This window comes from Roseateles sp. AC306 (assembly GCF_979253795.1).
The window spans coordinates 1-24,432 of record NZ_CEEDEB010000004.1; the positions used below are offsets into that span (position 1 = coordinate 1).

The 24,432-nt window shown below is 69.2% G+C and carries 18 protein-coding genes; 14 read left to right on the forward strand and 4 right to left on the reverse strand.

Translation table 11 applies throughout. The features are described 5' to 3' along the window. The first annotated feature begins 118 nt into the window (after positions 1–118). From AC0IZJ_RS10460 to AC0IZJ_RS10475, 4 genes are read left to right on the forward strand one after another with little or no spacing between them, the layout of a single operon-like run. On the forward strand, positions 119–925 hold the full coding sequence (locus AC0IZJ_RS10460) for an ABC transporter ATP-binding protein (protein ID WP_471849336.1): 807 nt from the start codon (positions 119–121) through the stop codon (positions 923–925). Then, positions 922–1,221 carry a hypothetical protein gene (locus AC0IZJ_RS10465; protein WP_471849338.1) on the forward strand — a complete coding sequence of 100 codons (300 nt, stop codon included), beginning with the start codon at positions 922–924 and terminating at the stop codon, positions 1,219–1,221. The genes AC0IZJ_RS10460 and AC0IZJ_RS10465 overlap by 4 nt, the downstream gene beginning before the upstream one ends. Positions 1,222–1,280: 59 nt before the next feature. Further along, entirely contained in the window at positions 1,281–2,453 is a 1,173-nt protein-coding gene (locus tag AC0IZJ_RS10470) for a phenylacetate--CoA ligase family protein (RefSeq protein ID WP_471850009.1), read from the forward strand. Between the two features lie 16 nt (positions 2,454–2,469). Beyond that, positions 2,470–3,438, forward strand: coding sequence for a tripartite tricarboxylate transporter substrate-binding protein (locus AC0IZJ_RS10475; protein ID WP_471849340.1), 969 nt, complete (start codon positions 2,470–2,472; stop codon positions 3,436–3,438). Between the two features lie 71 nt (positions 3,439–3,509). Here AC0IZJ_RS10475 and AC0IZJ_RS10480 read toward each other — a convergent pair whose 3' ends face one another. Next, positions 3,510–4,013 (reverse strand): VOC family protein, encoded by a 504-nt coding sequence (locus tag AC0IZJ_RS10480; protein ID WP_471849342.1) that lies wholly within the window; start codon positions 4,011–4,013, stop codon positions 3,510–3,512. A gap of 367 nt (positions 4,014–4,380) precedes the next feature. Between AC0IZJ_RS10480 and AC0IZJ_RS10485 the strand changes: the two genes are divergently transcribed. The 10 genes from AC0IZJ_RS10485 to AC0IZJ_RS10530 all read left to right on the forward strand — a co-directional run bounded on the left by AC0IZJ_RS10485 (position 4,381) and on the right by AC0IZJ_RS10530 (position 21,198). Beyond that, positions 4,381–5,388 carry a LacI family DNA-binding transcriptional regulator gene (locus AC0IZJ_RS10485; protein WP_471849344.1) on the forward strand — a complete coding sequence of 336 codons (1,008 nt, stop codon included), beginning with the start codon at positions 4,381–4,383 and terminating at the stop codon, positions 5,386–5,388. A 41-nt stretch (positions 5,389–5,429) separates the two neighbouring features. Beyond that, positions 5,430–8,369 (forward strand): TonB-dependent receptor, encoded by a 2,940-nt coding sequence (locus AC0IZJ_RS10490; RefSeq protein WP_471849346.1) that lies wholly within the window; start codon positions 5,430–5,432, stop codon positions 8,367–8,369. A 51-nt stretch (positions 8,370–8,420) separates the two neighbouring features. Continuing rightward, positions 8,421–9,845, forward strand: coding sequence for a glucoamylase family protein (locus tag AC0IZJ_RS10495; protein ID WP_471849348.1), 1,425 nt, complete (start codon positions 8,421–8,423; stop codon positions 9,843–9,845). Positions 9,846–9,852: 7 nt separating this feature from the next. Continuing rightward, the gene (locus tag AC0IZJ_RS10500) at positions 9,853–11,133 is read left to right on the forward strand and encodes a sugar ABC transporter substrate-binding protein (RefSeq protein ID WP_471849350.1); all 1,281 of its coding nucleotides are present in this window, start codon (positions 9,853–9,855) and stop codon (positions 11,131–11,133) included. Continuing rightward, the gene (locus AC0IZJ_RS10505; RefSeq protein ID WP_471849352.1) at positions 11,130–12,026 is read left to right on the forward strand and encodes a carbohydrate ABC transporter permease; all 897 of its coding nucleotides are present in this window, start codon (positions 11,130–11,132) and stop codon (positions 12,024–12,026) included. Before AC0IZJ_RS10500 ends, AC0IZJ_RS10505 begins: the two co-directional genes overlap by 4 nt. Continuing rightward, a complete protein-coding gene (locus tag AC0IZJ_RS10510) occupies positions 12,023–12,835 on the forward strand; it encodes a carbohydrate ABC transporter permease (protein WP_471849354.1) in 813 nt (270 codons plus the stop codon). Before AC0IZJ_RS10505 ends, AC0IZJ_RS10510 begins: the two co-directional genes overlap by 4 nt. A 614-nt stretch (positions 12,836–13,449) precedes the next feature. Continuing rightward, positions 13,450–16,422, forward strand: coding sequence for a glucosidase family protein (locus AC0IZJ_RS10515; protein WP_471849356.1), 2,973 nt, complete (start codon positions 13,450–13,452; stop codon positions 16,420–16,422). Beyond that, positions 16,419–17,153 (forward strand): carboxylesterase family protein, encoded by a 735-nt coding sequence (locus AC0IZJ_RS10520; protein ID WP_471849358.1) that lies wholly within the window; start codon positions 16,419–16,421, stop codon positions 17,151–17,153. Before AC0IZJ_RS10515 ends, AC0IZJ_RS10520 begins: the two co-directional genes overlap by 4 nt. 2 nt (positions 17,154–17,155) lie before the next feature. Then, positions 17,156–20,452 (forward strand): hypothetical protein, encoded by a 3,297-nt coding sequence (locus AC0IZJ_RS10525; RefSeq protein WP_471849360.1) that lies wholly within the window; start codon positions 17,156–17,158, stop codon positions 20,450–20,452. A 65-nt stretch (positions 20,453–20,517) separates the two neighbouring features. Next, positions 20,518–21,198, forward strand: coding sequence for a response regulator transcription factor (locus AC0IZJ_RS10530; RefSeq protein WP_471849362.1), 681 nt, complete (start codon positions 20,518–20,520; stop codon positions 21,196–21,198). Here the strand turns inward: AC0IZJ_RS10530 and AC0IZJ_RS10535 are convergent. From AC0IZJ_RS10535 to AC0IZJ_RS10545, 3 genes are read right to left on the reverse strand one after another with little or no spacing between them, the layout of a single operon-like run. Next, positions 21,188–23,056: a sensor histidine kinase gene (locus AC0IZJ_RS10535; RefSeq protein WP_471849364.1), complete on the reverse strand. Its 1,869-nt coding sequence runs from the start codon at positions 23,054–23,056 to the stop codon at positions 21,188–21,190. The genes AC0IZJ_RS10530 and AC0IZJ_RS10535 overlap by 11 nt on opposite strands. Then, entirely contained in the window at positions 23,056–23,496 is a 441-nt protein-coding gene (gene dtd, locus AC0IZJ_RS10540) for a D-aminoacyl-tRNA deacylase (protein WP_471849366.1), read from the reverse strand. The genes AC0IZJ_RS10535 and dtd overlap by 1 nt, the downstream gene beginning before the upstream one ends. After that, positions 23,493–24,386, reverse strand: a complete 894-nt coding sequence (locus tag AC0IZJ_RS10545) for a cation diffusion facilitator family transporter (protein ID WP_471849368.1) — start codon at positions 24,384–24,386, stop codon at positions 23,493–23,495. Before AC0IZJ_RS10545 ends, dtd begins: the two co-directional genes overlap by 4 nt. Positions 24,387–24,432: the final 46 nt, after the last annotated feature.

The window sequence follows — 24,432 nt, forward strand, 5'->3', positions numbered from 1 at the left end:
TCTTTGGTGACTTTCTTCTGGCCCCGCAGAAGAAAGTTACCCGGCCGCCGGGACGGACTCCCGGCAATGCACCGAGCGGACGCCGCTCCACCGCAAAAGCTTCCAGAGAGGCCCAGCGATGACCCAGCCATTTCTCAATGTCAACGGCATCGAAGTCATCTACAACCACGTCATCCTCGTCCTCAAGGGCGTGTCCCTCCAGGTCCCCGAAGGCGGGATAGTCGCCCTGCTCGGCGGCAACGGCGCCGGCAAGACGACAACGCTCAGAGCCGTGTCAAACCTCCTCGAAGGCGAACGCGGCGAGGTGACAAAAGGCAGCATCGAACTCCGCGGCGAACGCATCGAAAAGCTCTCGACATCGGCCATGGTCGAACGAGGCGTCGTGCAGGTCATGGAAGGCCGCCACTGCTTCGCCCACCTCACCATCGAAGAGAACCTGATGACCGGCGCCTACACGCGCAAGGACGGCCGCGCGGCAATAGCGGCGACGCTGGACAAGGTCTACGCCTACTTCCCGCGCCTCAAGACCCGCCGCGGTAGCCAGGCCGCCTACACGTCGGGCGGCGAGCAGCAGATGTGCGCCATCGGCCGCGCGCTGATGGCCAACCCGAAGATGGTGCTGCTGGATGAGCCGTCCATGGGCCTCGCGCCGCAGATCGTCGAGGAGGTGTTCGAGATCGTGCGCGACCTCAACACACGCGAGGGCACGACCTTCCTGCTCGCCGAGCAGAACACCAGCATGGCGCTGCGCTATGCCGACTACGGCTACATCTTGGAGAACGGCCGCATCGTCATGGACGGCGCCGCCGCCGAGCTGCGCGAGAACGAGGACGTCAAGGAGTTCTACCTCGGCGTGGGCGGGGAAGGGCGGCGCAGCTTCAAGGAAGTGAAGAGCTACAAGCGAAGGAAAAGGTGGTTGGCATGAGTGATGAGTCTTGGGAAATCGCGCTGCCGCCGTTCAACGCGGAGTCGACGCTGCTGGCGTTGAAGCGTTTCATTCGCGACCAGCACGCGCTGACTGAACGAACCGAGGGCTGGACCCTGGGCGGCAACGTCGTGATGAAGCTCAGCGTCGACGGCGCAACGGTCAAGGCCCAGCTCGCCAAGCGGCCGGCAAGCACGCCTGAGTGGGACAGCTTCACGCTGAAGTCCGCCCCCGATTCGCGCAAGCTGCAGGACGAGATCAAGCGCCGATTGCTGCGCTGGAAGGACACCGCGTGACCACGTCGTTCTACGACGTGCTGGAGGCGCGCGACCCGGCCGAGCGAGAGGCGGCGTTGATGGCCGCGCTGCCCGCGCTGATCGCCCATGCTCAGTCCAACAGCCCGGCCTACGCCGAACTGCTCGCCGGCATAGCCGCAGCCGACATCAGCTCGCGCACCGCGCTGGCCACGTTGCCGCTGACGCGCAAGAGCAGCCTCGCCGCTGCCCAGGCCGCGCGGCGCGCGCTGCGCCTAGGCGGCTACGCGACGGGGCTGCCGCAGCGCATCTTCCAATCGCCCGGCCCGCTCTACGAGCCCGAGCCCGATGCCGACGGTGCCGACCCCTGGCGCGTCGCTCGAGCCTTGCATGCGGCCGGCATCCGCGCGGGGCAGCTGGCGCATGTCAGCTTCAGCTATCACCTCACACCCGCTGGCGCCATGATGGAAGCCGGTTTGCGCGCGCTGGGCGCAGCGAGCTTCCCCGGCGGCGTCGGCAACACGGAGCTGCAATTGCAGGCCGTGCTGGACCTGCGACCCGAGGCCTATGCCGGCACGCCCAGCTTCCTGCGCATCCTGCTCGACAAGGCGGCCGAGGGCGGGCATTCGCTGCCCTGGCTGCAGCGCGCCCTCGTCAGCGGCGAGGCCTGCCCGCCGGCACTGGTGGCCTGGTTTGCCGAGCGCGGCGTGGCCGCCTACCAGTGCTATGCCACCGCCGACCTCGGCCTCATCGCCTACGAGACCGAAGCGCGTGAGGGCCTGGTCGTCGCCGAAGGCGTCATCGTCGAAATCGTGCGCCCCGGCTCGGGCGAGCCTCTGCCTGAAGGCGAGGTGGGCGAGGTCGTCGTGACGACGCTCAGCCCCGGCTACCCGCTGATCCGCTTCGCCACCGGCGACCTGTCGGCCGTGCTGCCCGGTACATGCCCGACCGGCCGCAGCAACCAGCGCCTGCGCGGCTGGCTGGGCCGGGCCGACCAGTCCGCCAAGGTGCGCGGCATGTTCGTGCATGCCGGCCAGGTCGCCGACGTCGTCAGGCGCCACCCGGAATTGCGCCGTGCCCGCCTCGTCATCAGCGGCGAACTGGCGCAGGACCAGGTCGTTCTGCAAGCCGAAATGTGGGAACCCACAACGCCGGGCCTCGTGGAAAGCCTGATGCTGACTGTCCGAGACCTGACCAAACTGCGGGTCGAGGTAGATCTGCTGCCAACCGGCAGCCTGCCCAACGACGGCAAACTCATCGAAGACCGTCGCTAACCGTTGGAGACACCCGATGCGCCGTACGCTGTTGCTCGCCGCAGGCCTGATGGCCTGCCTGCCCGCCCTTGCCGACTATCCCGACAAGCCCATCACCCTCATCGTGCCCTTCACCGCGGGCGGCCCGACCGACAAGGTCGGCCGCGACCTCGCTGAGGCGCTGCGCAAGCCGCTGGGCGGCAACGTCATCATCGAAAACGTGGGCGGCGTCGGCGGCACGCTGGGCGCCAACAAGGTTGCAAAGGCCGCGCCCGATGGCTACACGCTGCTGCTGCACCACATCGGCATTGCCAGCGCGCCCGCGCTTTACCGCACGCTGCCCTACAAGACGCTGGAAGACTTCGAATACCTCGGCCTCGTCAACGAAGTGCCGATGACGCTGATCGGCCGCTCCACGCTGCCGGCCACGAACTACGGTGAGCTCAGCAAGTGGCTGGAGGCCAACAAGGGCACCATCAACCTGGCCAACGCGGGCGTGGGTTCGGCCTCGCACCTGTGCGGTCTGCTGTTCCAGCAGGCCATCAAGCTCGACATGACGACGGTGCCCTACAAGGGCACCGCGCCGGCCATGAACGACCTGCTTGGCGGCCAGGTCGACATCATGTGCGACCAGACCACCAACACCACCGGCCAGATCGAGTCCGGCAAGGTCAAGGCCTTCGCCGTCATGTCGTCCAAGCGCCTCCCCAGCGGCCCGCTGGCCAAGCTGCCGACGGCCGACGAATCGGGGCTCAAGGGCTTCAACCTGGCTGTCTGGCACGGGCTGTACGCGCCCAAGGGCACGCCCAAGGCGGTGGTCGACAAGATCAACACGGCGCTGCGTGCCGCGCTGAAAGACGCCGACTTCCACAAGCGCCAGGAAGCCCTGGGCGCCGTCATCGTCAACGACGCCCGCCTGGCACCGGCCGAGCACAAGAAGTTCGTTGAGGCCGAGATCAACAAGCTCGGGCCTGTCATCAAGGCAGCCGGGGTGTACGCCGACTGATCCGGCAGAGCGCCTGCGCCGCGACGCCTGACAAGGGCCTGCCACGTTTTGCGTGGCGGGCCCTTCGTCCGTCAGGCGGCGTTGACCTGGTCGACCACCAGCCGGTGGTCGTCATCAAGCGCCCAGACGTCCTCGTAGTCCACTTCGAAGAGATGCCCGTCCGGGTCGGTGAAGTAGCCGGCAATGCCCCAGTGCGTGCGCGTTGCCGGTTTCACCAGCCGCCCGCCGGCTGTGACGGCCTTGGCGAGGATGCGCGCCACATCGCCCGGCGAGCGGGCCAGGTGAATCAGGCCGACGCCCGAAAAGCCGCTGCCCTGCGGTGAGTCGAACTGCGCGTCCTTCGCGAAGTCGGCCCGCGAGATCAGGCACAGCGCATAGCCCCCGAGATCAAACTTCACGAAGCCGGCATTGCTGGTGGCTGACCGAGCCCAGCCCAGCGCCTCGTAGAAGACGGTCGACCGCTCGACGCTTTCCACACCGAGCAGGATCAGGTGCAGTCGCTGGCTCGGCGCGAGCGCGTCGCGGGCGCCTGTTTCAAAAACATGTCCGACGGGTTCTTCCAGCATCTCTTTCATCCGGTGGCGTGGGTGAGGGCGCGCATGCTAACGCCGCCTTCGCGGTCCATTGACAAGACCGCGCGTGCCCATCGGGTCGCGCCATCCCTAACCATGGGCGGCGGGTAAACACGCTGTTGACTCGCGTGCGGCCGGCCGACAGAATCGTGTGTAAACGTTTACATGACATCGGCAGGCGCAAGCCAAGCCGATCACACGGATGAGACAACCGGTTCCGCCTGGCTTCGCTTGGAGCCCTGCGAATTCTTCCGCCCTGATCGACGCTTCACTCCTCGGCGATGTCCACGGGGTGGGCTGCTGGCGCAACTTTGTGTGCACGCCGGGCTGCGCGGCAGCAGCGACCCACGTCACTGGTAACCCCTGACGCATGAGCCCATCGCCCGCCACCATCAAGGACGTTGCCCGTGTCGCCGGCGTGTCGGTGGCCACTGTGTCGCGGGCGCTCAATGGGGCCGAGAACGTGCTGCCCGACACCCGCCAGCGCATCGTCGACGCGGCGCGCGAGCTGCGCTACAGCCCCTCCGGCGCCGCGCGCAGCCTCATCACCCGCCGCACCGACACCATTGGCGCGCTGCTGCCCGACCTGCACGGCGAGTTCTTCTCCGAGCTCATCCGCGGCATCGACCAGGCCGCCCGTGCGCGCGGCCTGCACCTGCTGCTGTCCAGCTCGCACGACGACGCCAACGAGGCCGCCGCCGCGCTGCGGGCGATGAACGGCCGTGTCGACGGCCTCATCGTCATGTCCCCGCATGCCGATGACGACTTCCTGTCGCAGAACCTGCCGGTCAGCCTGCCGGCCGTGCTGTTGAACTCCGGCGTCAGCGAACCGACCCAGCGCGTCTTCGCCGTCGACAACTTCGGCGGCGCGCGCCAAATGACCGAGCACCTCGTCCGCAGTGGCCGCCGCCGCATCGCCTTCCTCGGCGGCCCCGCCGCCAACTTCGAGGCCCGCGAGCGCGAGCGCGGCTACCGTGCCGGCCTGCCCGAGGGCATGCAGCCCTGGCTGCTGGAGGGCGACTTCTTCGAGGTGGGCGGCCAGCGGGCCGCTGCCTCGCTGCTGGGCCTGCACCCCAGCGCCCGGCCCGACGCCGTCTTCGCGGCCAACGACATCATGGCCATCGGCCTGCTCGGCGCGCTGCAGGCCGCCGGGGTTCGCGTGCCTGAGGACATCGCCCTGGCCGGCTTCGACGACATCCCCGTTGCGCGCTACGTCAGCCCCGCTCTGACCACCATGCACGTGCCCATCGCGGCACTGGGCAGCCAGGCGCTCGATGCCCTGGCCGACGCTCTCGAGAAAGACAGCAACGATGTCAGCACCACCGTGATGCCGGTGCAACTCGTCGTGCGCCGCTCCTGCGGCGCCGCCCAGACCTGAATCCCGTCCGAAACCACACACACAACACAGGAGACATGGACATGAGCAAGGAAACGAATCGCAAGGCTTGGCGGCGCAACGCGCTGGCTACCGCCGTCTGTTTCGCGCTGGCCGGTGCTGCAGTTGCGCAGACCTCCAACGCCACCATGCGCGGCACCATCACCACGGCTGGTGCCACAGTACCAGCGGGCACTGATGTGGTCGCCGTCAACAAGGCCAATGGCAACACCTACCGGGCCAAGACGCTGCCGGATGGCAGCTATGTGCTGGTCGGCTTGGCACCGGGCACCTACGAGGTCCGCGTCGGCGGCGCCACGACAGGCAGCCTCGTCACGTTGTCGGTCGGCCAGAACGCCACGGTGGACCTCGCCAGCGGCGGTGCCACCAACCAACTGGGCACTGTCGTCGTCGAAGGCAATTCGCAACGCCAGGGCGTCATCGACTCGCAGGTCGGCACGACCGTGTCCAACCGCATGATCGAAGCCATCCCCCAGGCTTCGCGCAACTTCCTGTCGGCTGCCGACTTTGCGCCCGGCGTGCGCTTCGACACCGATGCCGGCGGCAACACGCGGCTGCGCGGCGGGTCGCAGAACATCGACTCGGTCAACGTCTTCATCGACGGCGTCGGCCGCAAGAACAACATCCTGCGTGGCGGCGTCAGTGGCCAGGACACCAGCCAGGGCAACCCCTTCCCGCAAGCGGCAATTGCCGAGTACCGGGTGCTGACGCAGAACTACAAGGCCGAGTTCGACCAGGTGTCCAGCGTGGCCATTGCTGCGGTCACCAAATCCGGCACCAATGAAACGCATGGAAACGTTTACTTCAATCGCACAGGCAGCAACTGGACCTCGCTGAGCCCCATTCAGGAACGTGACAAGGCCAACGGCGTCCAGCCACCCACGTACAAGCAGGTCGAAGGCGGCTTCAGCATCGGCGGTGCCATCAAGAAGGACACGCTGCACTACTTCCTGGCCTACGACGGCAAGCAGTTGGAGAAGCCGCGCCAGCTCACGGCGATGAACCTGGACAAATACCCCGGCAGCCCGGGCCTGATCCCCGGGATCGCGGCGCAGCAGGCGGCCTTCAAGGGGCAGTTCAAGGAGCACCTGGTATTCGGCAAGCTGTCTGCGGAGATCGATGATCGCCAGCGCCTGGACCTCTCCATGACGCTGCGCAGGGAAACGAGCTACTCGGTGGACGGCGACCGCTTCGCGCCGAACACGGCGATCAACAACAACAACAAGGAATCCCGCGTCGACCTCAAGCATGAGTACGCGGCCGACCGCTGGCTCAACGAGGCGCGCATCGGCTGGGAGAGCACCAAGTGGAACCCGCAGTCGGATTCCGTCGACCCGCAGGTCCGCTACAAGTACTCGCCCACCGACCGCATCAACAACGTCCAGGACATCTTCTTCGTCGGCGGCTCGCCCAACGCGCAGGACCGGCGCCAGAGCGGCGTCTACCTGAAGGACGACTTCACCTACACCGCGATCAGCGGCCACGTCATCAAGGCCGGCGTGCAGTTCAAGGCGATGAAGTACGACCTCAGCGGCACCGCCTTCCGTGTGCCCACCATCGAGACCGTGCTGAACACCACGACCGGCCAGCCCTACTACAACGGCCTCGCCTGCACGGGCACCAACGTCAACAGCAACGGCCTGTCCAGCGACCAGTGCAACATCAGGCTCGCCATCCCCACCGCGTCGGCCAATTTCAAGAACAACCAGTACGGCATCTACCTGCAGGACGACTGGAAGCTGACCAAGCAGCTTGAGGTGAACCTCGGCGCGCGCTGGGACTATGAAGACAGCATGCTGAACAACAGCTATGTGACGCCGGCCGACCGCATCGCCATGCTGAACGCGCTGGACGGCCGCACCGTCGACGGCATCACCGCCCCCGCCGGCCAGACCTATGCGCAGACGCTGGCCAAGGCCGGCATCAACATCGCCGACTACATCTCCACCGGCAGCTCGCGCAAAGCCTTCAAGGGCGCCTTTGCGCCGCGCGTGGGTGCGTCCTACGACCTGTTCGGCAACAAGGCGAGCGTCGTCTACGGCGGCTGGGGCCGCAGCTATGACCGCAAGATGGCTAACAACGCGCTGGACGAACTGCAGAAGAACGCCGCGCCCAACGGCGAGACGTGGATGATCAAGAACGACTTCAAGATGCCGTTCGCCGATCAGATGAGCCTGGGCCTGCGCCAGGCGCTGGGCTCATGGAATGCGGACATCGCCGTGTCCAACATCCATGCCAAGAACCAGTTCATCTGGTTCCTCGGCAACCGCGACCCCAACGGCGGCTTCGGCAACACCAATGCGTTGGACCCCCTGTGGGGCGGCGCGCCGCGCGACTACGGTGCGCTCGTGCTGGGCACCTTCGCCGGCGAGAACAAGGCGACCAGCCTCTTCCTGTCGCTGGAGAAGCCCTACACGCCCGCCAGCGGCTGGAGCATGACGGTGGCCTACACCTACACCGACGCCAAGACCACCAACCATGAATGGTCGGACGACATCTTCGACTGGGCCTATGGCAAGTCTACCTACGGCTTCAACCCCAGCAAGGACGCCGAGAAGCACCGCCTCGTGGTGGGCGGCCTGATGGACAAGCTGCCCTGGGGCCTGCAGCTGTCCGGCAAGCTGACCGTCGGCGACGGCCAGCCGCGGCGCGTGCCCGACTGCCACACCGGCTTCCCCGGCCCTACCGGCTGCAAGGCCGTGGCGCGCGGCTCCGACACCTTCAAGCAGCTCGACATGGCGCTGGCCAAGAACTTCAAGGTGTATGGCGGCGACCTGCAGGTCCGCCTTGATGTGCTGAACCTGTTCAACACCGCCAACTGGGGCTACTACAACGACTGGGTCGGTGGTCCCTCCACCCCGCCGAAGAACGCGCTGGGCGGCGACAACCCCGACTTCGATACGCGCACCGGGGTGCGCGGTTTGATGCGGCAATTCAAGCTGGGTGCCAGCTACTCGTTCTGATCCCTGCAGTACGGGAGCCGGCTCGTGTCGGCTCCCACAATCGCCCCCACCATGGACCTCCTCACCCGACGTGCCTTGCTCGCGCAAGGCGCTGGACTCGCGCTCGCAGCTGCACTGCCCACCTGGTCGGAAGCACCCGCCGGCGAGGCCTTCCTCCCCGACCTTGAGCGCCGCACCTTCGACTTCTTCTGGGAGACGACGGACGCCCGCACCGGCCTGGCGCCCGACCGCTGGCCCACGCCTTCGTTCGCCAGCATCGCGGCCGTCGGCTTCGCGCTCAGCGCCTACCCGGTGGGCGTGGCGCGCGGCTACATCACGCGAGCCCAGGCGCGGGAACGCACCCTGACGACACTGCGCTTCTTCGCCGGCCTGCCGCAAGGCCCCGGCAAGACGGGCGTGGCTGGCCACAAAGGTTTTTTCTATCACTTCCTCGACATGAAGGAGGGCCTGCGCTTCGGCCGCTGCGAGCTGTCCACCGTCGACACCGCGCTGCTGTTGATGGGCGCCCTGCATGCGCAGAGCTTCTTCGATGGCGAGCACGCCAAAGAGGCCACCATCCGCAAGCTGGTCGACGAGATCTACGGCCGCGTCGACTGGGCCTGGGCCCAGGTGCGCCCGCCGTCCATCAGCCATGGCTGGTTTCCGGAGAAGGGCTTCATCCCATCGGACTGGAAGGGCTACAACGAGGCCATGATGGTCTATCTGCTGGCACTCGGCTCGCCCACGCGGCCGGTTGCGCCCGACGCCTATGAAGCCTGGCTCAGCACCTACGACCGCAGCTGGGGCCCAATCGAGGGGCTGACCCACGGCCAGAGCCTGCTGCGCTTTGCGCCGCTTTTCGGCCACCAGTTCACCCACTGCTGGGTCGACTTCCGGGGCATCCACGATTCGTACATGCGCGACAAGGGCCTGGATTACTTCGAGAACTCGCGCCGCGCCACCTACGCGCAGCAGGCCTACGCCGCCGCCAACCCGCTGGGCTGGCAGGGCTACAGCGCCGAGGTCTGGGGCGTCAGCGCCAGCGACGGCCCGGCGGACATCACGCTGCCGTACAAGACCGCCTCCGGCAAGGTCGAGAAGCGCCGCTTCATCAGCTACGCGGGCCGCGGCATGGGCGAGGTCGACGACGGCACGCTCGCGCCTTACGCGGCGGGCAGTTCCATCGCCTTCGCGCCCGAGATCGTCATCCCCGCGCTGATGGCCATCAAGCAGCGTTACCCGCACACCTTTGGCCGCTACGGTTTCTGGGACGCCTTCAACCCGAGCTTCACCTTCCCCGATGTGCGCCTCACGCATGGCCGCATCGAGCCCGGCCGTGGTTGGGTGGACACCGACATGCTGGGCATCGACCAGGGCCCCATGCTGGCCATGATGGGCAACCACCGTGGTGAGTTGGTGTGGAGCGTGATGCGCAAGAACGCGCATCTGGTGCGCGGCCTCAAGCGTGCGGGCTTCACAGGTGGTTGGCTCGGCTGATTCGTTCATGCACCGTCGAACTTTGCTCACCGCCGCAGGCGCCGTCTCGCTGGCCGGCTGCGCACGCGACAGCAACGTCACCACGCTGCGCTTCTGGGCCATGGGCCGCGAGAGCGAGGTGGCGGCCGAGCTGATCGCCGGCTTCGAGCGCGAGAACCCCAAGGTGCGCGTGAAGGTCGAGCAACTGCCCTGGACGGCCGCCCACGAGAAGCTGCTGACCGCCTTTGCTGGCGACGCCACGCCCGACCTCGCCCAGGTCGGCAACACCTGGTTGCCCGAGATGCAGGCCCTGGGCGCGCTGGAACCGCTGCAGCCCTGGATAGACCGCACGCCGATGCTGCAGGCGGCCGACTATTTCAGGGGCATCTGGGCCACCAACGCGCCGGGCGGCCAGCGCGTGGGGCTGCCCTGGTATGTCGACACGCGGCTGCTCTTCGTGCGGCAGGACCTGCTCGCCAAAGCCGGCATCGCGCAGATTCCGCAGGACTGGGCCGCCTGGCGCACGGCGCTTGCCCGGCTGCGCGAACACGGCATGGCCACGCCCTTGCTGCTGCCCACCAACGAGTTCGAGCCCCTGCTGGCGCTGGCCCTGCAGCAGCCCTCGGAGGTGCTCCGCGAGGGCGGGCGTTTCGGCAATTTCTCCTCGGACGACTTCCGCCGCGCGCTGGGCTTTTACGCCGAGCGCTTCCAGCTTGGCGACGCGCCGGGCCTGACGAACAACCAGGTCGCCAACGTCTGGCAGGAGTTCGGACGCGGCACCTTCGCCTTCTACATTTCCGGCCCCTGGAACATCGGCGAATTCAAGCGCCGTCTGCCAACCGAACTGAGCGATGCGTGGACCACCGCCGAGCTGCCCGGCCCGAACGGTGTCGGCGCGTCCATAGCCGGCGGCGCCAGCCTGGCCATGTTCAAGCGCTCGCGCCACAAGCCCGAGGCCTGGGCGCTCATCAGCTACCTGAGCCGGCCCGACGTGCAGCTGGCTTTCTACCGCCTGACCGGCGACCTGCCGCCGCGCCGCAGTACCTGGGCCATGCCGCTGCCCGGTTCTCAAGGTGGCGGCACGTTGGCGCAGGACCGTCACGCGGCGGCATTCCATCGCCAGCTGGAGCGCGTGCGCCCCACGCCGGCCGTGCCCGAGTGGGAGCGCATCGCCAACGAGATGCAACTGGCCGCGGCGCGTGTCGTCGGCGGGCGGGACAGCATCGATGTCGCCGTGCGCGGCTTGGATTCGCGCGTAGACGGCATTCTCGAGAAGCGCCGTTGGATGCTGGACAAAGCCAAGGCATGAGAGCCAGCAATCGCGAATCCCTCGCCGCCTGGGCTTTCGCCGCTCCGGCGCTGATCGTCATCGCGCTGTTCTTCGGCGTGCCCGTCTTCGCCGGCCTGGCGCTGAGCCTCACCGACTTCGACATCTACGCCCTGGCCGACCTGCGCAACCTGCGCTGGCAGGGTTGGAACAACTATGTCCATGTGCTGAGCCTGCCGCTGTTCTGGCAGGCCCTGGGCAACACCGCCTATTTCGTCGTGTTGGGCGTACCGCTGTCCATCGCGCTGTCTCTTGCCGCCGCCGTGCTGCTGCAGTCCAAGCTTGTCCGCTTCAAGCCGCTGCTGCGCACCGCGCTCTTCGCCCCCGTCGTCACCACGCTGGTGGCGGTCGCGGTGATCTGGCGTTATCTCTTCCATGTGAAGTACGGCCTCGTGAACTACACGTTGCAGCACTTCGGTGTCGACCCCATCGATTGGTTGGGTGATCCGCACTGGTCGATGCCCACCATCATTGGCTTCGCCGCGTGGAAGAACTTTGGCGGCAACATGATCATCTTCATTGCCGCCTTGCAGGCCGTGCCGCACGACTTGTATGAGGCCGCGCGGCTGGACGGCGCGCGCTCGTGGGCGCAGTTCCGGCACATCACCGTGCCCAACATCGCGCCGACGCTGCTGATGGTCGCCATCCTGACGACGGCGGGCTATTTCCAGCTCTTTGCCGAGCCCTATGTGATGACGCAGGGCGGCCCGCTGCAGAGCACGGTGAGCGTGCTCTATCTGATGTACGACGAAGGCTTCAAGTGGTGGAACCTGGGCCTGGCCTCGGCCGTCGCCTTCGTGCTCTTCCTCATCATCGTGGTGGTCAGCAAGGGTTTGATCGCGCTGCAGCGGCGCGCGACGGGGGAGGGCGCATGAAGCCCAAGGCCGTTCTCGTCAACGCGATGCTGTGGGCTTTTGCGGCGCTGGCGGTGTTCCCGCTGGTTTGGATGGTTTGCGTGTCGCTGATGCCGGCAGGCAGTGCGTCCACTCTGCCGCCGCCGCTGCTGCCGCACGATCCGACCCTGGTGCATTACCGCGCCCTGCTCGGTGATGGCGGCCTGAAGCGCGCCTTCGTCAACAGCCTTGGGCTGGCCGTGGTGAGCACACTGATGTCGGTGAGCTTCAACACGCTGGCGGGCTATTCGTTCGCCAAGCTGCGCTTCCGGCATCGCGAGCGGCTGTTCGGGCTGCTGATCGCGGCGCTCGTCATCCCCGGGCAGGTGGCGATGCTGCCGCTGTTCCTGATGCTCAAGGGCATGGGGCTGGTGAACACGTGGATGGGCGTGCTGATTCCCAGCATGGCGGGGATCTTTGGCATCTTCCTGGTTCGGCAGTACGCGCGGGGGGTGCCGGATGAGCTGTTGGAGGCGGCGCGGCTGGATGGCGCCGGGGAGTGGCGCATCTTCTGGAACATCGTGTTGCCGACGTTGAAGCCGGTGCTCGTTACTTTGGCGGTGTTCGCGTTTCTAGGCAGCTGGAACGACTTCATGTGGCCGTTGATCGTGCTGACGGATGGGGAGATGCATACCTTGCCGGTAGCCCTTGCCGCGTTGTCGAGGGAGCATGTGCAGGACAGTGAATTGATGATGGCGGGGGCGGTGATCACGGTGCTGCCGGTGCTGGTGTTGTTTGTGGCGTTGCAGCGGTATTACATGCAGGGGTTGTTGATGGGGAGCGTGAAGTGAGGAGCGCTTCTCTGTGGTGCGGCTTTGTGGCCAGGCCCAGCCGGGATTTCGTCCCGGCAGCCGACTCACTTTTTGCGCCGCCAAAAAGTAAGCAAAAAGCTCTCCCCTGCGAAACCGCCCACCCCAAAGGCGGGCGGGTCCCCTGCGATGCTCGAAGCCCGGGGCCGCACCCAACTCACTTCGCTACGCTCCGTTCAGACAAAGGGGTGCGAAGTCAGATGTCGAAGCTCGCTGCGCTCGCGCCCCGGGCTTCTGCGCTTCTCGGCGGTTTAGAAGGGGAGGTTCCCGAACTGCCCCAACAGCCAACAGCCAAGCCCAAAAGCCGTTCGCCACGAGGTATTCCTCTTACCCCCTTTAGCACCGCCGAGCAGCGCAAGAGCTTGAGGGCGTGCGCGAAGCGCACTTCGAGAACTGACTCCGCACGGTTGTTTGAGCAGAGCGTAGCGGCGCGAGTTCCGGGCGGGCCCTCAAGCTCTGAGCAGCGCAGGGCACCCGCAGCGAAGCGAAGGGCGGTGCGGTCGGGGGGAGCTCTTTGGTTACTTTCTGGCGGACCAGAAAGTGACTCGCCCGCCGGGGCGAAATCCCGGCATGGGCCTCGCCATTAAGCCATCGCCATGAAGGTAATCCATAACTTCCTGATCGCTTGCACTGGCATCGCATGCGCCGTGGCACACGCCGCCGTCCTCGACGACATGAAGGACGCCACCCCCTGGCAAGCCACCGCCTCCGACCAGGTGAAGGCGACCGTCCGCCGTGACGCCAAGGACGACAGCCTCTGCCTCGACTACGACTTCTCCGGCGTCTCCGGCTACGCCGTCCTGCGCCGCGAACTGCCACTCGACTGGCCGACTAACTTCGCCCTGACGACGCAGATCAAAGGGACAAGCAAGAACAACGACGTCCAGATCAAGCTCGTCGACGCCACCGGCGACAACGTCTGGTGGGTCAACCGGCCGGCGTTCGCGCTGCCCGACACGCTGACCGAACACAGCTTCAAGCGCCGCCACATCACCTTCGCCTGGGGCCCCACCGACGACCGCGTCCTCAAGCGCAGCCAGTTCATCGAGTTCGTCGTCGTTGCCGGCCAGCAAGGCGGTGGCGGGACGGGAGCCTTGTGCGTCGGCGCACTCAGCCTGGAGCCGCGCGAGCCCGCGCCCAGGACCTGGCCCCAGCCGAAACGCAAGCTTGGCGGCGGCGAGGTGACGTTCGACTTCCTTCGCCTGCGCGAATTCAACGGCCTGTGGTTCGCCAGCGGCGCGGCCACGCGCATCGAGGCGTCGGACGACAACCGGCGCTGGAAGCTGCTCTCCTCGCGCCCCGGCCGCGCCCTCTTTCTCGGCGAGCAGGAATGGCGCTGGCTGCGCGTTCGCCATGAAGGCAAGGCCCCGCCCGAGGTCGAACTGCGCGACGCCGCCCAATGGCCCGACCGCAATGCCGCCGTCACTGAGGTCGCCCGGTCGCTGCCGCGCGGCGAGCTGCCGCGCGCCTTCATTGGTGAGCAGAACTACTGGACCGTCGTCGGCGTGGACGGCGGCGCGCAACGCTCCGGCCTCATCAGCGAAGACGGCGCCATCGAGTTGACGCGCGGCGGTCCGAGCATCGAGCCGGCCGTGCGGCTGGCCGACGGCCGCCTCGTCACCTGGGCCCAGGTACGCAGCGAACACAGCCTCGTCGAGCACGCACTGCCGGTCGTGCAATGGCGCCATGCGGACGTCGAGTTGCGCGTTGAAGCCGCTGCCGATGGGCCGGCCAAGGCCCCGCAACTGCTGACCCGCTACACGCTGCGCAACCCGACGAGCAAGCCGCAGCGCTACTCGCTGCTGCTGGCACTGCGCCCCTGGCAGGTCAACCCGCCGCAGCAGTTCCTGTCGACGCCGGGTGGCGTCAGCCCATTGCCAGCGCTGGCTTGGGGCCAGGGCCAGCTCACCGCTGCTGGCCTGAACATCAAGCCGCGCGAGACGCCCGCCGAAGTGCGCGCAGCGCCCTGGAGCGCCGGCGCCGGGCTCGTGACGCTGTTGCAGGCCCCGCCGCTGACCCAGCTGACGGACAACGAACAGCTGCCCTCGGCGCTGATGCGTTTCGACGCCGAACTGGCCCCCGGCGAGGCGCGCAGCTTCGGCTGGGTGTCTGGCGGCGATGCCACCGCCCTCGACACCCGCCTGGCCGTTGCCGCCGCCCAGTGGCGCGACCGCCTCGGCGTGCTGCAGCTGGCTCTGCCCCCGCAAGCCCAGCCCGTTGCCGACACCATGCGCAGCGCCCTCGCGCAGATCCTGGTCTCCCGCGACGGCCCCGCGCTGCGCCCCGGCACACGCTCTTACGCACGCTCGTGGATACGCGACGGCGCCATGATGGTGGCCGGCCTCGTGCGCATGGGCGAAGTGCAGGCCGCGCGCGAATTCGTCGACTGGTACGGCGGCTTCATCTTCGACTCCGGCAAGGTGCCCTGCTGTGTGGACCAGCGCGGTGCGGACCCCGTCGCGGAGAATGACAGCCACGGCCAGTACCTCTTCGCCGTCGCCGAGCTGTGGCGCCACACACAGGACCGCGCGCTGCTGGAGCGCCACTGGCCCCAGGTGCAGAAGGTGGTGGCGTGGATGGAGGTGCTGAGGCAGAGCGAGCGCAAGCCCGGCGCCGACCCTCGCTTCAGAGGGCTGATGCCGCCGTCCATCAGCCACGAGGGCTACAGCGACAAGCCGGCCTACTCCTACTGGGACGACTTCTGGGCCCTGCGTGGCTACAAGGACGCCGTGCAGATCGCGCAGGCCCTCGGCGACACCGTCAACGCTGTCCGCTGGGCCGTCTCACGAGACGAGTTCGAGTCCGACCTCGCCGCCTCGATCGCCGCGACCGCCGCGCACTACAAGCTCGACCACATCGCCGGCGCCGCCGACCGCGGCGACTTCGACGCCACGTCCACGACCATGGCCCTCAACCCCGCGCAGGCCGAAGGCAAGCTGCCGCCCGACCTGCTGCGCGCCACCTTCGACCGCTACGTGGCCGAGGCCGATGCCCGAATCACAGGTGCGAAGGCCTGGAAGGACTACACGCCCTACGAGCTGCGCAACGTCAGCGCGCTCGCTCGGCTGGGCCGTGTGGACGACGCCCACCGGCTGCTGGCCTGGTTCTTCACCCACCAGCGCCCGGCCGGTTGGCACCAGTGGGCGGAGGTGGTGCTGCCCGATGCGCGCCAGGTGCAGTTCCTGGGCGACATGCCGCATGCCTGGATCTCGTCCGACTACCTGCGCGCCGCGCTGGACCTGCTGGCCTATGAGCGCGAAAGCAGCGGCAGCGTCGTGCTCGGCGCCGGCCTGTCGCCCGCATGGCGGGCTGCGGGCGACATCGGCGTGACCGGCCTGTCCACTGCCTGGGGCCGCCTCGACTACCGCTTGCTCAGGCGCGAGGGCGGCGGCTGGACGCTGCACATCGACCGCCGCCCCGACCGCCTGCACGGTGAACTCCGCCTGGCATGGCCGGTCGCGGGGCCGCTGCCGCGCGCTAACGTCGACACCCGCGTACTGGCCTGGCAGGGCCGCGAGCTGCCTCTGCCCGCCGGCGCAACCACCGTTCAACTGGAGCCCACACCATGACGATCAACCGCCGCCAGCTTCTGGTGACGACGCCTGTACTCTCGTCCGCCTTCCTGGCGGCCTGCGCGGCCTTGCCACCCACCGTGCCGGACGGGCTTGCCGCCGGCGAGCAGCGCACCTGGGAGCTGGAGGGCCAGCGCTTCTGGGTCTGGCTGCCGCGCGAGTACAAAGAGCGCAGCGAGCGCTGGCCGCTGGTGGTCTTCCTGCATGGCTCGGGCGAGCGCGGCACCGACCTGGAGAAGGTCAAGGTCCACGGCCCACCCAAGCTGGTCGCGCAGGGCCAGGCCTACCCCGCCATCCTCGTCAGCCCCCAGCTGGAAGACGGTCTTCGCTGGGACCCCGAACGCCTGCATCGGCTGCTCGGTGCGCTGAAGGCCCGGCTGCACATCGACCCGCAGCGCTGCGTGGGCACGGGCCTGTCGCTCGGCGGCTACGGCATGTGGAACTGGGCCTGCACCTATCCGCGCGACCTCGCGGCCATCGCGCCGGTGTGCGGCTTCGGCGACGTGACCAAGGTTGCCGCCATGCGCGACGTGCCGGTGCGCGCCTACCACGGCGACCAGGACAAGGCCGTGCCGCTGGCGCCCCATGTGGCCTGCGTCGAAGCGCTGCGCGCGGCCGGCGGCAAGGCCTCGTTGACCATCTACCCCGGCGTGGGCCACGACTCCTGGACGCCCGCCTACAACGATCCCGAACTGCTGCCGTGGCTGCTCGCCCAACGACAGACCTGACGATGACTGTGCACCTGATCCGCAACCAGGCCGGCCTCGAAGCCGAGCTGCTGTCCCACGGCGCGCTGCGCCGCCTGATGTTGGCGCCGGGCCTGATGCTCAACCTCTTCCCGGGCAACGAGCTTGAAGGCGGGCCGGCCAATGTCTGGCTGCGGCGGCGCAATGACGGCGACGCCTGGCAGGCCGTGCCGCTGCTCGGCCCGCAGTCGCCGCTGAGCGTGCATGCGGAGCAGGGCGCCTTCGAGATGCGTGGCGAATGGCAAGGCCTGGCCCTGCGCCTGCAGCTGCGCCTGGCCGCCGACGAGGCCACGCTGTTCTGGCATCTGCTGGCCGAGAACCACAGCGCTGCCGCCTGCGAGATCGCTCCCGTTCTCGTGCACGACCTGGGCCTGGCCGACTACGGCGCGGTGCGCACCAACGAGTTCTACGTCAGCCACTACCTCGACCTGCAGCCGCTCCACGACGCGACCCATGGCGTGCTGCTGGCCGCGCGCCAGAACCAGGCGCAGCAAGGCCGGCACCCCTGGCTGCTGGCCGGCTCGCTGCGCCGCGCCGAGAGCTTTGCCACCGACGCCGCCCATGTCTGGGGCCACGCCGCCCGTGAAGGCCTGGCGCCGCCGGCGCTCACCGCCGGCCTGCCCGGCCAGCGCCTGCAGCAGGAGCACGCCGTCGTCGCACTTCAGGACGAACCCCTCGCCCTCGCGCCCGGCGCCAGTGCCGTGGCCGGCTTCTTCCTGGCGCTGCAGGCCCACCACCCCGAGGCCAGCGGCGACGCCGATCTCGCCTGCCTGCCTGCGCTGCTCGCCCTGCCCGAAGCCCAGGCCGCAGATCCGGTCGACATGCCCGGCCTGCCGCCGGCCGCCAGCCTGTTCGCCAGCGCGCCGCAGCTCGCCAGCCTGGACCTCGACGCCGAGGCGCGCCGCCAGCTTTTCGCCGGCGAGCGCCGCCACGAGGAATGGCTGGACGGCCGGCTGCTGAGCTTCTTTGCGGGCGACTCGTCCCACGTCGTGCTGCGCGCCAAGGAGCTGCTGGTGCAGCGCCCGCACGGCCACATCCTGCGCAGCGGCGATCACCTGCTGCCCGATGAAGGCGCGCTGACGTCCACCTGCTGGATGGGCGGCGTCTTCCACTCCATGCTGACCCAGGGCCACGTCAGCATCAACCGGCTGCTGTCCACGCAGCGCAGCCTGCTCGGGCTGTTCCGCACGGCCGGCCTGCGCCTGTTCGTCCAGCAGGACGGCGCCGACTGGCAGCTGCTCGGCCTGCCGTCGGCCTTCGAGATGCAGCCCCAGCGCTGCCGCTGGCTCTATGCCCATGCGGCCGGCCTCATCGAGGTGGTCGCCGAGGCCGGCGCCGCGCCCGACACGATGGGCTTCGCGCTGAACGTGCTGCAAGGCGGCCCGCTGCGCGTGCGCGCCAGCCTCAACCTCGCGCTGGGCGGTGACGACGGCGCCGAGCCGCTCAAGCCCGCCTGGGTGCACAGCGGCGACCAGCTCCGCATCACGCCGCCCGAGGGCAGCGGCCTGGCCGAGCGCTTCCCCGACGGCGCCTTCGTCATCGATGCACCCGGTCTGGCCATCGTCGGCGACGACGGCCGGCTCTACGACGACGGCGTCAGCCGCGGCGAACCGCTCCTGGTGCTCGACTTCGCACCGGCCACCGCCATCGCCATGACGCTGCGCGGCGAGCTGCTGCACGCCGTGCCGCCCCAGCTGGCAGCAGCCCAGCCGCTGGCGCTTCCGCAGTGGCAGCTGGACCACCCGGCCTTGGCCCAGCTGCGCGACATCCTGCCCTGGTATGCCCACAACGCCCTGGTGCACTACCTCTCGCCGCGCGGCCTGGAGCAGTACTCCGGCGGCGGCTGGGGCACGCGCGACGTCTGCCAGGGGCCGCTGGAAATGCTGCTGGCGCTGGGCCAGCCCGCCCCCGTGCGCGACCTGCTGCTGCGCGTCTTCGCGGCCCAGAATCCCGACGGCGACTGGCCGCAGTGGTTCATGTTCTTCGAGCGCGAGCGCTACATCCGCGCCGGCGACTCGCATGGCGACATCGTCTTCTGGCCCCTGCTGGGCCTGGCGCAATACCTGATCGCCTCGGGCGACGCCAGCCTGCTCGACGAGGTGCTGAGCTTTCACGACGGCGAGGCGGTTCTGCTCTCCGCCCACGTCGAGCAGGCCCTGGCGCTGATCCGCCGGCGCGTCGTGCCCGGCACGGGCCTTGCCGCCTACTGGCATGGCGACTGGAACGACTCCCTGCAGCCCGCCGACCCGGCGCTGCGCGAGCGCATGTGCAGCGCCTGGACGGTCACGCTTCACCACCAGACGCTGCACACGCTGGCCACCGCCTTTGGCCGCATCGGCCGCACCGCGCAGGCCGCCGGCCTGGTGGCCGAGGCGGCCGGCGTGCGCGCCGAGTTCCAGCGCCTGCTGGTGCAGGACGACGTGGTCGCCGGCTACGCGTTGTTTCCGGAGCAGGGCGAGCGCGAGCTGTGGATCCACCCGCGCGACACCCGCACCGGCCTGCGCTACAGCCTGCTGCCGATGATGCACGCCGTGCTGGACAGCCTGTTCACGCCCGAGCAGGCGCGGCTCCAGGCCGAGCTGATCGAGCAACACCTCAAGGGCCCGGACGGTGCCCGCCTCTTCGACGCGCCGCTGCCCTATCGCGGTGGGCCGTCGCGCTTCTTCCAGCGCGCCGAGACCAGCAGCTTCTTCGGCCGCGAGATCGGCATCATGTACATGCACGCCCATCTGCGTTACGCGCAGATGCTGGCCCACCTGGGGCATGCCGAAGCCTTCCTGCAGGCCCTCACGCTGGCCCACCCGATCGCGCTCGCGGAGCGCGTGCCGAGTGCCAGCGCGCGCCAGGCCAACTGCTACTACTCCAGCTCCGATGCCGCTTTTGCAGACCGTTATGTCGCCCAGGCCGAATACGGCCGCGCGCTGGCCGGCGAAGTGGCGCTGGACGGCGGCTGGCGCATCTACTCCAGCGGACCGGGCATCGCGCTGGGCCTGGTGATCGGCTCGCTGCTGGGTCTGCGGCTTGAGCATGAGGAACTGGTTGTCGACCCCGTCATGCCGGCCGTGCTGGACGGGCTGACGGTGCAGCTCACGCTGGCCGACCTGCGCTTCGAGCTGACGTACCGCGTCGGGCCGCGCGGCCATGGCGTTGAGCGCGTTCGCGGCGAGAGCGGGCAGGAACTGGTGGCACAACGCCGCCCTCATGCCTACCGCATCGGCGCGCTGGCGCTGGCTCGGCCGGCGCCGGGTAGCGTCAACCGCTGGACCATCGAACTGGGTTGAAAGGCCGTCACCCATTCAGGTGAAGCGGGCGGCGCCACCGCAGGCTGCGCTTCACAATCCGTTGCATGTCGACTGCTCCGCTCCGCACTGCCCTGATCGAGGACGAGGCCGCCTTCCGAGGTGCGCTGGCCTCTGCGGTCATGCAGGCCGACGGCTTCGAGCTGGTCGGCACGGCGGCCGACCTGCCGGACGGGTTGCAGCTGCTGCGCCGCGTGCGACCCGACCTGCTGCTCGTCGACCTTCAGTTGCCCTCGGGCAGCGGCCTGCGCCTCATCGAGGCCGCCACGGCCGAGCTGCCGAAGACCGAGGTGGTTGTCATCACGACGCTGGGCGACGAGGACAGCGTGCTGGCGGCGCTGGCGGCCGGTGCCGGTGGCTATCTGCTCAAGCAGGGCCAGGCGAGCCGCCTCGTCGAGCAACTGCAGAGCCTGCGCGAAGGTGGCGCGCCGCTCAGCCCCGTGCTCGCGCGCCAGCTGCTGCGGCGGCTCACGCCCCTTGCCCCGCCCACAGTACCCGCGCGGCCCGTGCTGCCACTGCCGGCGGTGTCCGAGGTCAGCCTGTCGGCGCGCGAAGCCCAGATCCTGGAGGCCGTGGCGCGCGGCTATCAATACGACGAAATTGCCGTCCAGCTGGCCATCAGCCTCAATACCGTGTCCACCCACGTCAAGCGCTGCTACCGCAAGCTGCAGGCGCATTCCAAGGTCCAGGCCCTGGCGCAGGCCCGCCGTCTGGGCCTCATCGGTTGAGAATTCGCCAGGCGACTGCCGTGCCGGCGTTGGCCAATTCCCAGCGCGCCGGCACCGGCGAATGCCAGCTGACGGCGCCGCCCAGGCGCTCGGCGCGCTGCATGACGCTGCGCCGGCCCTGGCCCACACGCGCGTCGGCCGCCATGCCGCCGCCGTCGTCCACCACCCAGACCGTCACCGCCTGATCGTCCGCCTCGGTCGCGACGATGAGGCGGCGCGCGCCGCCGTGGCGCAGCGCGTTGCTCGTCAGCTCCTGCAGGCCGCGCACCAGCTCCAGCGCGCCGCCGCCGGCCAGGCAGGGCAGGTGGGGCGCATGGGCCACGCGCCAGTCCATCACGCAGCTGCCGCTGCGCAGCACGGGCTCGATGCGCTGGCGCCAGCTGCCCAGCAGCACGCCGAGGTCGCCATCGTCCTGGGCCAGCGTGTCGACGGACAGGCGCATCTCCAGCAGGCAGTCGTCCAGCGCCTCGGCCAGGGCGGCGGCGTCCAGGTCAGGGGCGCGCAGGCGCACGCTCAGCAGGCGGGCGCCGAGGCCGTCGTGCAGGTCCTGCAGCAGGCGGCGGCGCTGCTCGCTGGCGGCGCGCTCGCGTTCGGCCTGGGCATGGGCCGCGAACACCGCTTCCAGCTCGCGGCGGCGCTGCGCCAGCTCCAGGCAGAGGTGTTCGCGCAGCTGGCGTTCGCGCCTTGCGCCGTCATTGAAGTGGCGTTGCAGCAGCAGCGCGACCCAGGCCACCCAGCCCGCGTGGGCCAGCGCGTTGGCGTCCACGACGGGCCGCTCCAGCACCAGCACGCTGAGGCTGACCCAGGCCCAGGTGGCCGCCGAAAAACCCACCAGCAGCGCCGTGCCCCAGGTGGATGGCGTGGCGCGCTCGCGCAGGGCGCGCAGCGCCAGGCTCCAGGCCAGACCGAACAGCAGGGTGCGCGACCCCAGGGCCCACCAAGGCCAGGGCTGGTCGAAGCGGCCCCAGGACCAGCCCAGCGCCGCCGCCAGCAGGTCCAGCGGCAGGCCGACGAGGGCCACTGCCCAGAGCAGCCGGCGCAGCCAGGGTGTCCAGGCCTGGGCCAGGCGGGCGCAGATGGCGACCAGCAGCAGCTTGGCCGCCAGGTCGGCCGCGTCCAGCAGCATGCGCCACCAGGGTGAGGGCAGGGGCTGGTCGGGCAGCACATAGGGGCTGAGCAGCAGGGCCAGCAGGGCGACGTGCAGGGCGCTGAGCGCGTAGAGGGGTTCGTCGCGCCTCGTGCGCGCCACCAGGGCCAGGAAGGCGGCGACCAGCACGCCGCCCAGGGCCGTCGCGGCGCGCAGCAGCTGCCAGTGGCGGCGGCCGCTGTCCAGCGCCCGCACGGCCTCGGGCGGGCCGAGCAGCGGTGCGTCCAGGCCGGCGCCGGTCGGGCCGGGCGTGGCCAGGCGCAGCTGCAGCACCTGGGTCGGCTGCTGGCGATGCAGGCCCGGCAGCAGCTCCAGCACCCAGCGCTGGTGGCCCAGCACGAAGCGCTCGCCGGTGCCGGCCGCGTCACCCGGCCCGGCGGCCAGGGCGACGCCGTCGAGATAGGCGGTCAGCCCGGGCCGGTAGCTCAGCGCCAGGCTCTCTGGCCGACCGCTGGCCGTCGGCAGCGGGATGGCCAGCCACAGCGCCGAGGCCTCGTCGGCCCCGCGCGTCAGCGGCAGCCGGCGCAGCGGCGCGCTGGCCAGCACGGCCGGCGGCGTGGCGGCGTCGGACACCAGCACGCGCGCCTCGCGCAGCACCCGAACGCCCAGGCTGGCGGGGTCGGGCTTCTGCACGGCCTGCACCGCCAGCATGGCCAGCAGCGGCAGCAGCGCGGCGGCGCACAGTGTCAGCCACTGGCGTGTGGTCGACATCAGCTCATCCGCATCGGGATGGTGACGGGGCCGTCGTTGACCAGGTGCACCTGCATGTCGGCGCCGAACTCGCCGTTGGCGACCACCGGGTGCTGGCGGCGCGCAAACGCCAGTGCGTGCTCGTAGAGCCGTCGGCCTTGCTCAGCAGGTGCGGCGCCGGTGAAGCTCGGCCGGTTGCCTGCACTCACATCCGCCGCCAGCGTGAACTGGCTGACGATGAGCAGGCCGCCGCCGACGTCCTGCAGGCTGCGGTTCATCTTGCCGGCGTCGTCGCTGAAGACGCGCAGCTTCAGCACCTTGGCGATGAGCTTCTCGGCAATGGCCTCGGTGTCGGTCGGCTCGGCGCAGACCAGCATGAGGAAGCCTGGGCCGATGGCGCCGATGACGGCCCCGCCCACTTCCACGCGCGCCTCGCGCACCCGTTGCAGCACAGCGATCAAGTCAGGTCCTCCTCGTCGAGCGTGTGGGCTTCCACGCCTTGTGGCAGCAACTGGATGCTGACACGCAGGCCCGGCACGGCTTTCATCAGCGCCAGTTCCAAGTCGCCGCGCAGGGCGGCCGCGCGGCCCAGCGTCCAGCTGGCGGGCATGTGCATGTGCAGGTCCACGAAACGGCGCTGGCCGGCGGTGCGGCTGACGAGGTGGTCGAAGCGCACGGCTTGCGGCTGGCTGAAGCGGTCCAGCACAAGCTGAACCTGGGCGAGCGACTCGGCGTCCAGCGCCTCGTCCATCAGCCCGCGGGTGGACTCGCGGATCAGATGCACCCCCTCGCGCAGGATGTTCAGCGCCACGACGATGGCCAGCAGCGGGTCCAGCCAGTGCCAGCCCGTGGCCATGACGCCCAGCAGACCGGCCACGACGCCGGCCGATGTCCACACGTCGGTGATCAGGTGGCGCGCGTCGGCGGCCAGCGCCACCGACCGCAGCTCGCGCGCCTTGCGCAGCATGGCCCAGGCGAGCGCGCCGTTCAGCGCCGAGCTGACGACCGCGAGGGTGACGCCCAGGCCGATGGCGTTCAATGGCTCGGGGTGGCGCCAGCGGTCCGCCGCGCCCCAGAAGATGCCCAGCGCCGCCGCGATGATGAGGATGCCTTCGAAGCCGCTGGAGAAGTACTCGGCCTTGTGATGACCGTAGGGATGCTCGGCGTCCGGCGGCTGCGCGGCCAGCGTGACCATGGCCAGCGCGAACACCGCACCCGCCAGATTGACCAGCGACTCCAGGGCGTCGGCCCCCAGGCTGACCGAGCCCGTCCACCACCAGGCGGCCGTCTTCAGCGCGATGGTCACCAGGGCCGTCGCGACCGAGAGCTTGAGGTAGGCGCTGGCTTGCATGGGCGGCATTCTCCGCAACTCGCCCCGGCTTCCTAGAATGCCGCGC

What these genes read in the sequence shown, in the direction of transcription:
- AC0IZJ_RS10460 (WP_471849336.1), top strand. Translation starts at nt 119, where the DNA reads ATGACCCAGCCATTTCTCAATGTCAACGGCATCGAAGTCATCTACAAC.
- AC0IZJ_RS10465 (WP_471849338.1), top strand. Translation starts at nt 922, where the DNA reads ATGAGTGATGAGTCTTGGGAAATCGCGCTGCCGCCGTTCAACGCGGAG.
- AC0IZJ_RS10470 (WP_471850009.1), top strand. Translation starts at nt 1,281, where the DNA reads ATGGCCGCGCTGCCCGCGCTGATCGCCCATGCTCAGTCCAACAGCCCG.
- AC0IZJ_RS10475 (WP_471849340.1), top strand. Translation starts at nt 2,470, where the DNA reads ATGCGCCGTACGCTGTTGCTCGCCGCAGGCCTGATGGCCTGCCTGCCC.
- AC0IZJ_RS10480 (WP_471849342.1), bottom strand. Translation starts at nt 4,013, where the DNA reads ATGAAAGAGATGCTGGAAGAACCCGTCGGACATGTTTTTGAAACAGGC.
- AC0IZJ_RS10485 (WP_471849344.1), top strand. Translation starts at nt 4,381, where the DNA reads ATGAGCCCATCGCCCGCCACCATCAAGGACGTTGCCCGTGTCGCCGGC.
- AC0IZJ_RS10490 (WP_471849346.1), top strand. Translation starts at nt 5,430, where the DNA reads ATGAGCAAGGAAACGAATCGCAAGGCTTGGCGGCGCAACGCGCTGGCT.
- AC0IZJ_RS10495 (WP_471849348.1), top strand. Translation starts at nt 8,421, where the DNA reads ATGGACCTCCTCACCCGACGTGCCTTGCTCGCGCAAGGCGCTGGACTC.
- AC0IZJ_RS10500 (WP_471849350.1), top strand. Translation starts at nt 9,853, where the DNA reads ATGCACCGTCGAACTTTGCTCACCGCCGCAGGCGCCGTCTCGCTGGCC.
- AC0IZJ_RS10505 (WP_471849352.1), top strand. Translation starts at nt 11,130, where the DNA reads ATGAGAGCCAGCAATCGCGAATCCCTCGCCGCCTGGGCTTTCGCCGCT.
- AC0IZJ_RS10510 (WP_471849354.1), top strand. Translation starts at nt 12,023, where the DNA reads ATGAAGCCCAAGGCCGTTCTCGTCAACGCGATGCTGTGGGCTTTTGCG.
- AC0IZJ_RS10515 (WP_471849356.1), top strand. Translation starts at nt 13,450, where the DNA reads ATGAAGGTAATCCATAACTTCCTGATCGCTTGCACTGGCATCGCATGC.
- AC0IZJ_RS10520 (WP_471849358.1), top strand. Translation starts at nt 16,419, where the DNA reads ATGACGATCAACCGCCGCCAGCTTCTGGTGACGACGCCTGTACTCTCG.
- AC0IZJ_RS10525 (WP_471849360.1), top strand. Translation starts at nt 17,156, where the DNA reads ATGACTGTGCACCTGATCCGCAACCAGGCCGGCCTCGAAGCCGAGCTG.
- AC0IZJ_RS10530 (WP_471849362.1), top strand. Translation starts at nt 20,518, where the DNA reads ATGTCGACTGCTCCGCTCCGCACTGCCCTGATCGAGGACGAGGCCGCC.
- AC0IZJ_RS10535 (WP_471849364.1), bottom strand. Translation starts at nt 23,056, where the DNA reads ATGTCGACCACACGCCAGTGGCTGACACTGTGCGCCGCCGCGCTGCTG.
- AC0IZJ_RS10545 (WP_471849368.1), bottom strand. Translation starts at nt 24,386, where the DNA reads ATGCAAGCCAGCGCCTACCTCAAGCTCTCGGTCGCGACGGCCCTGGTG.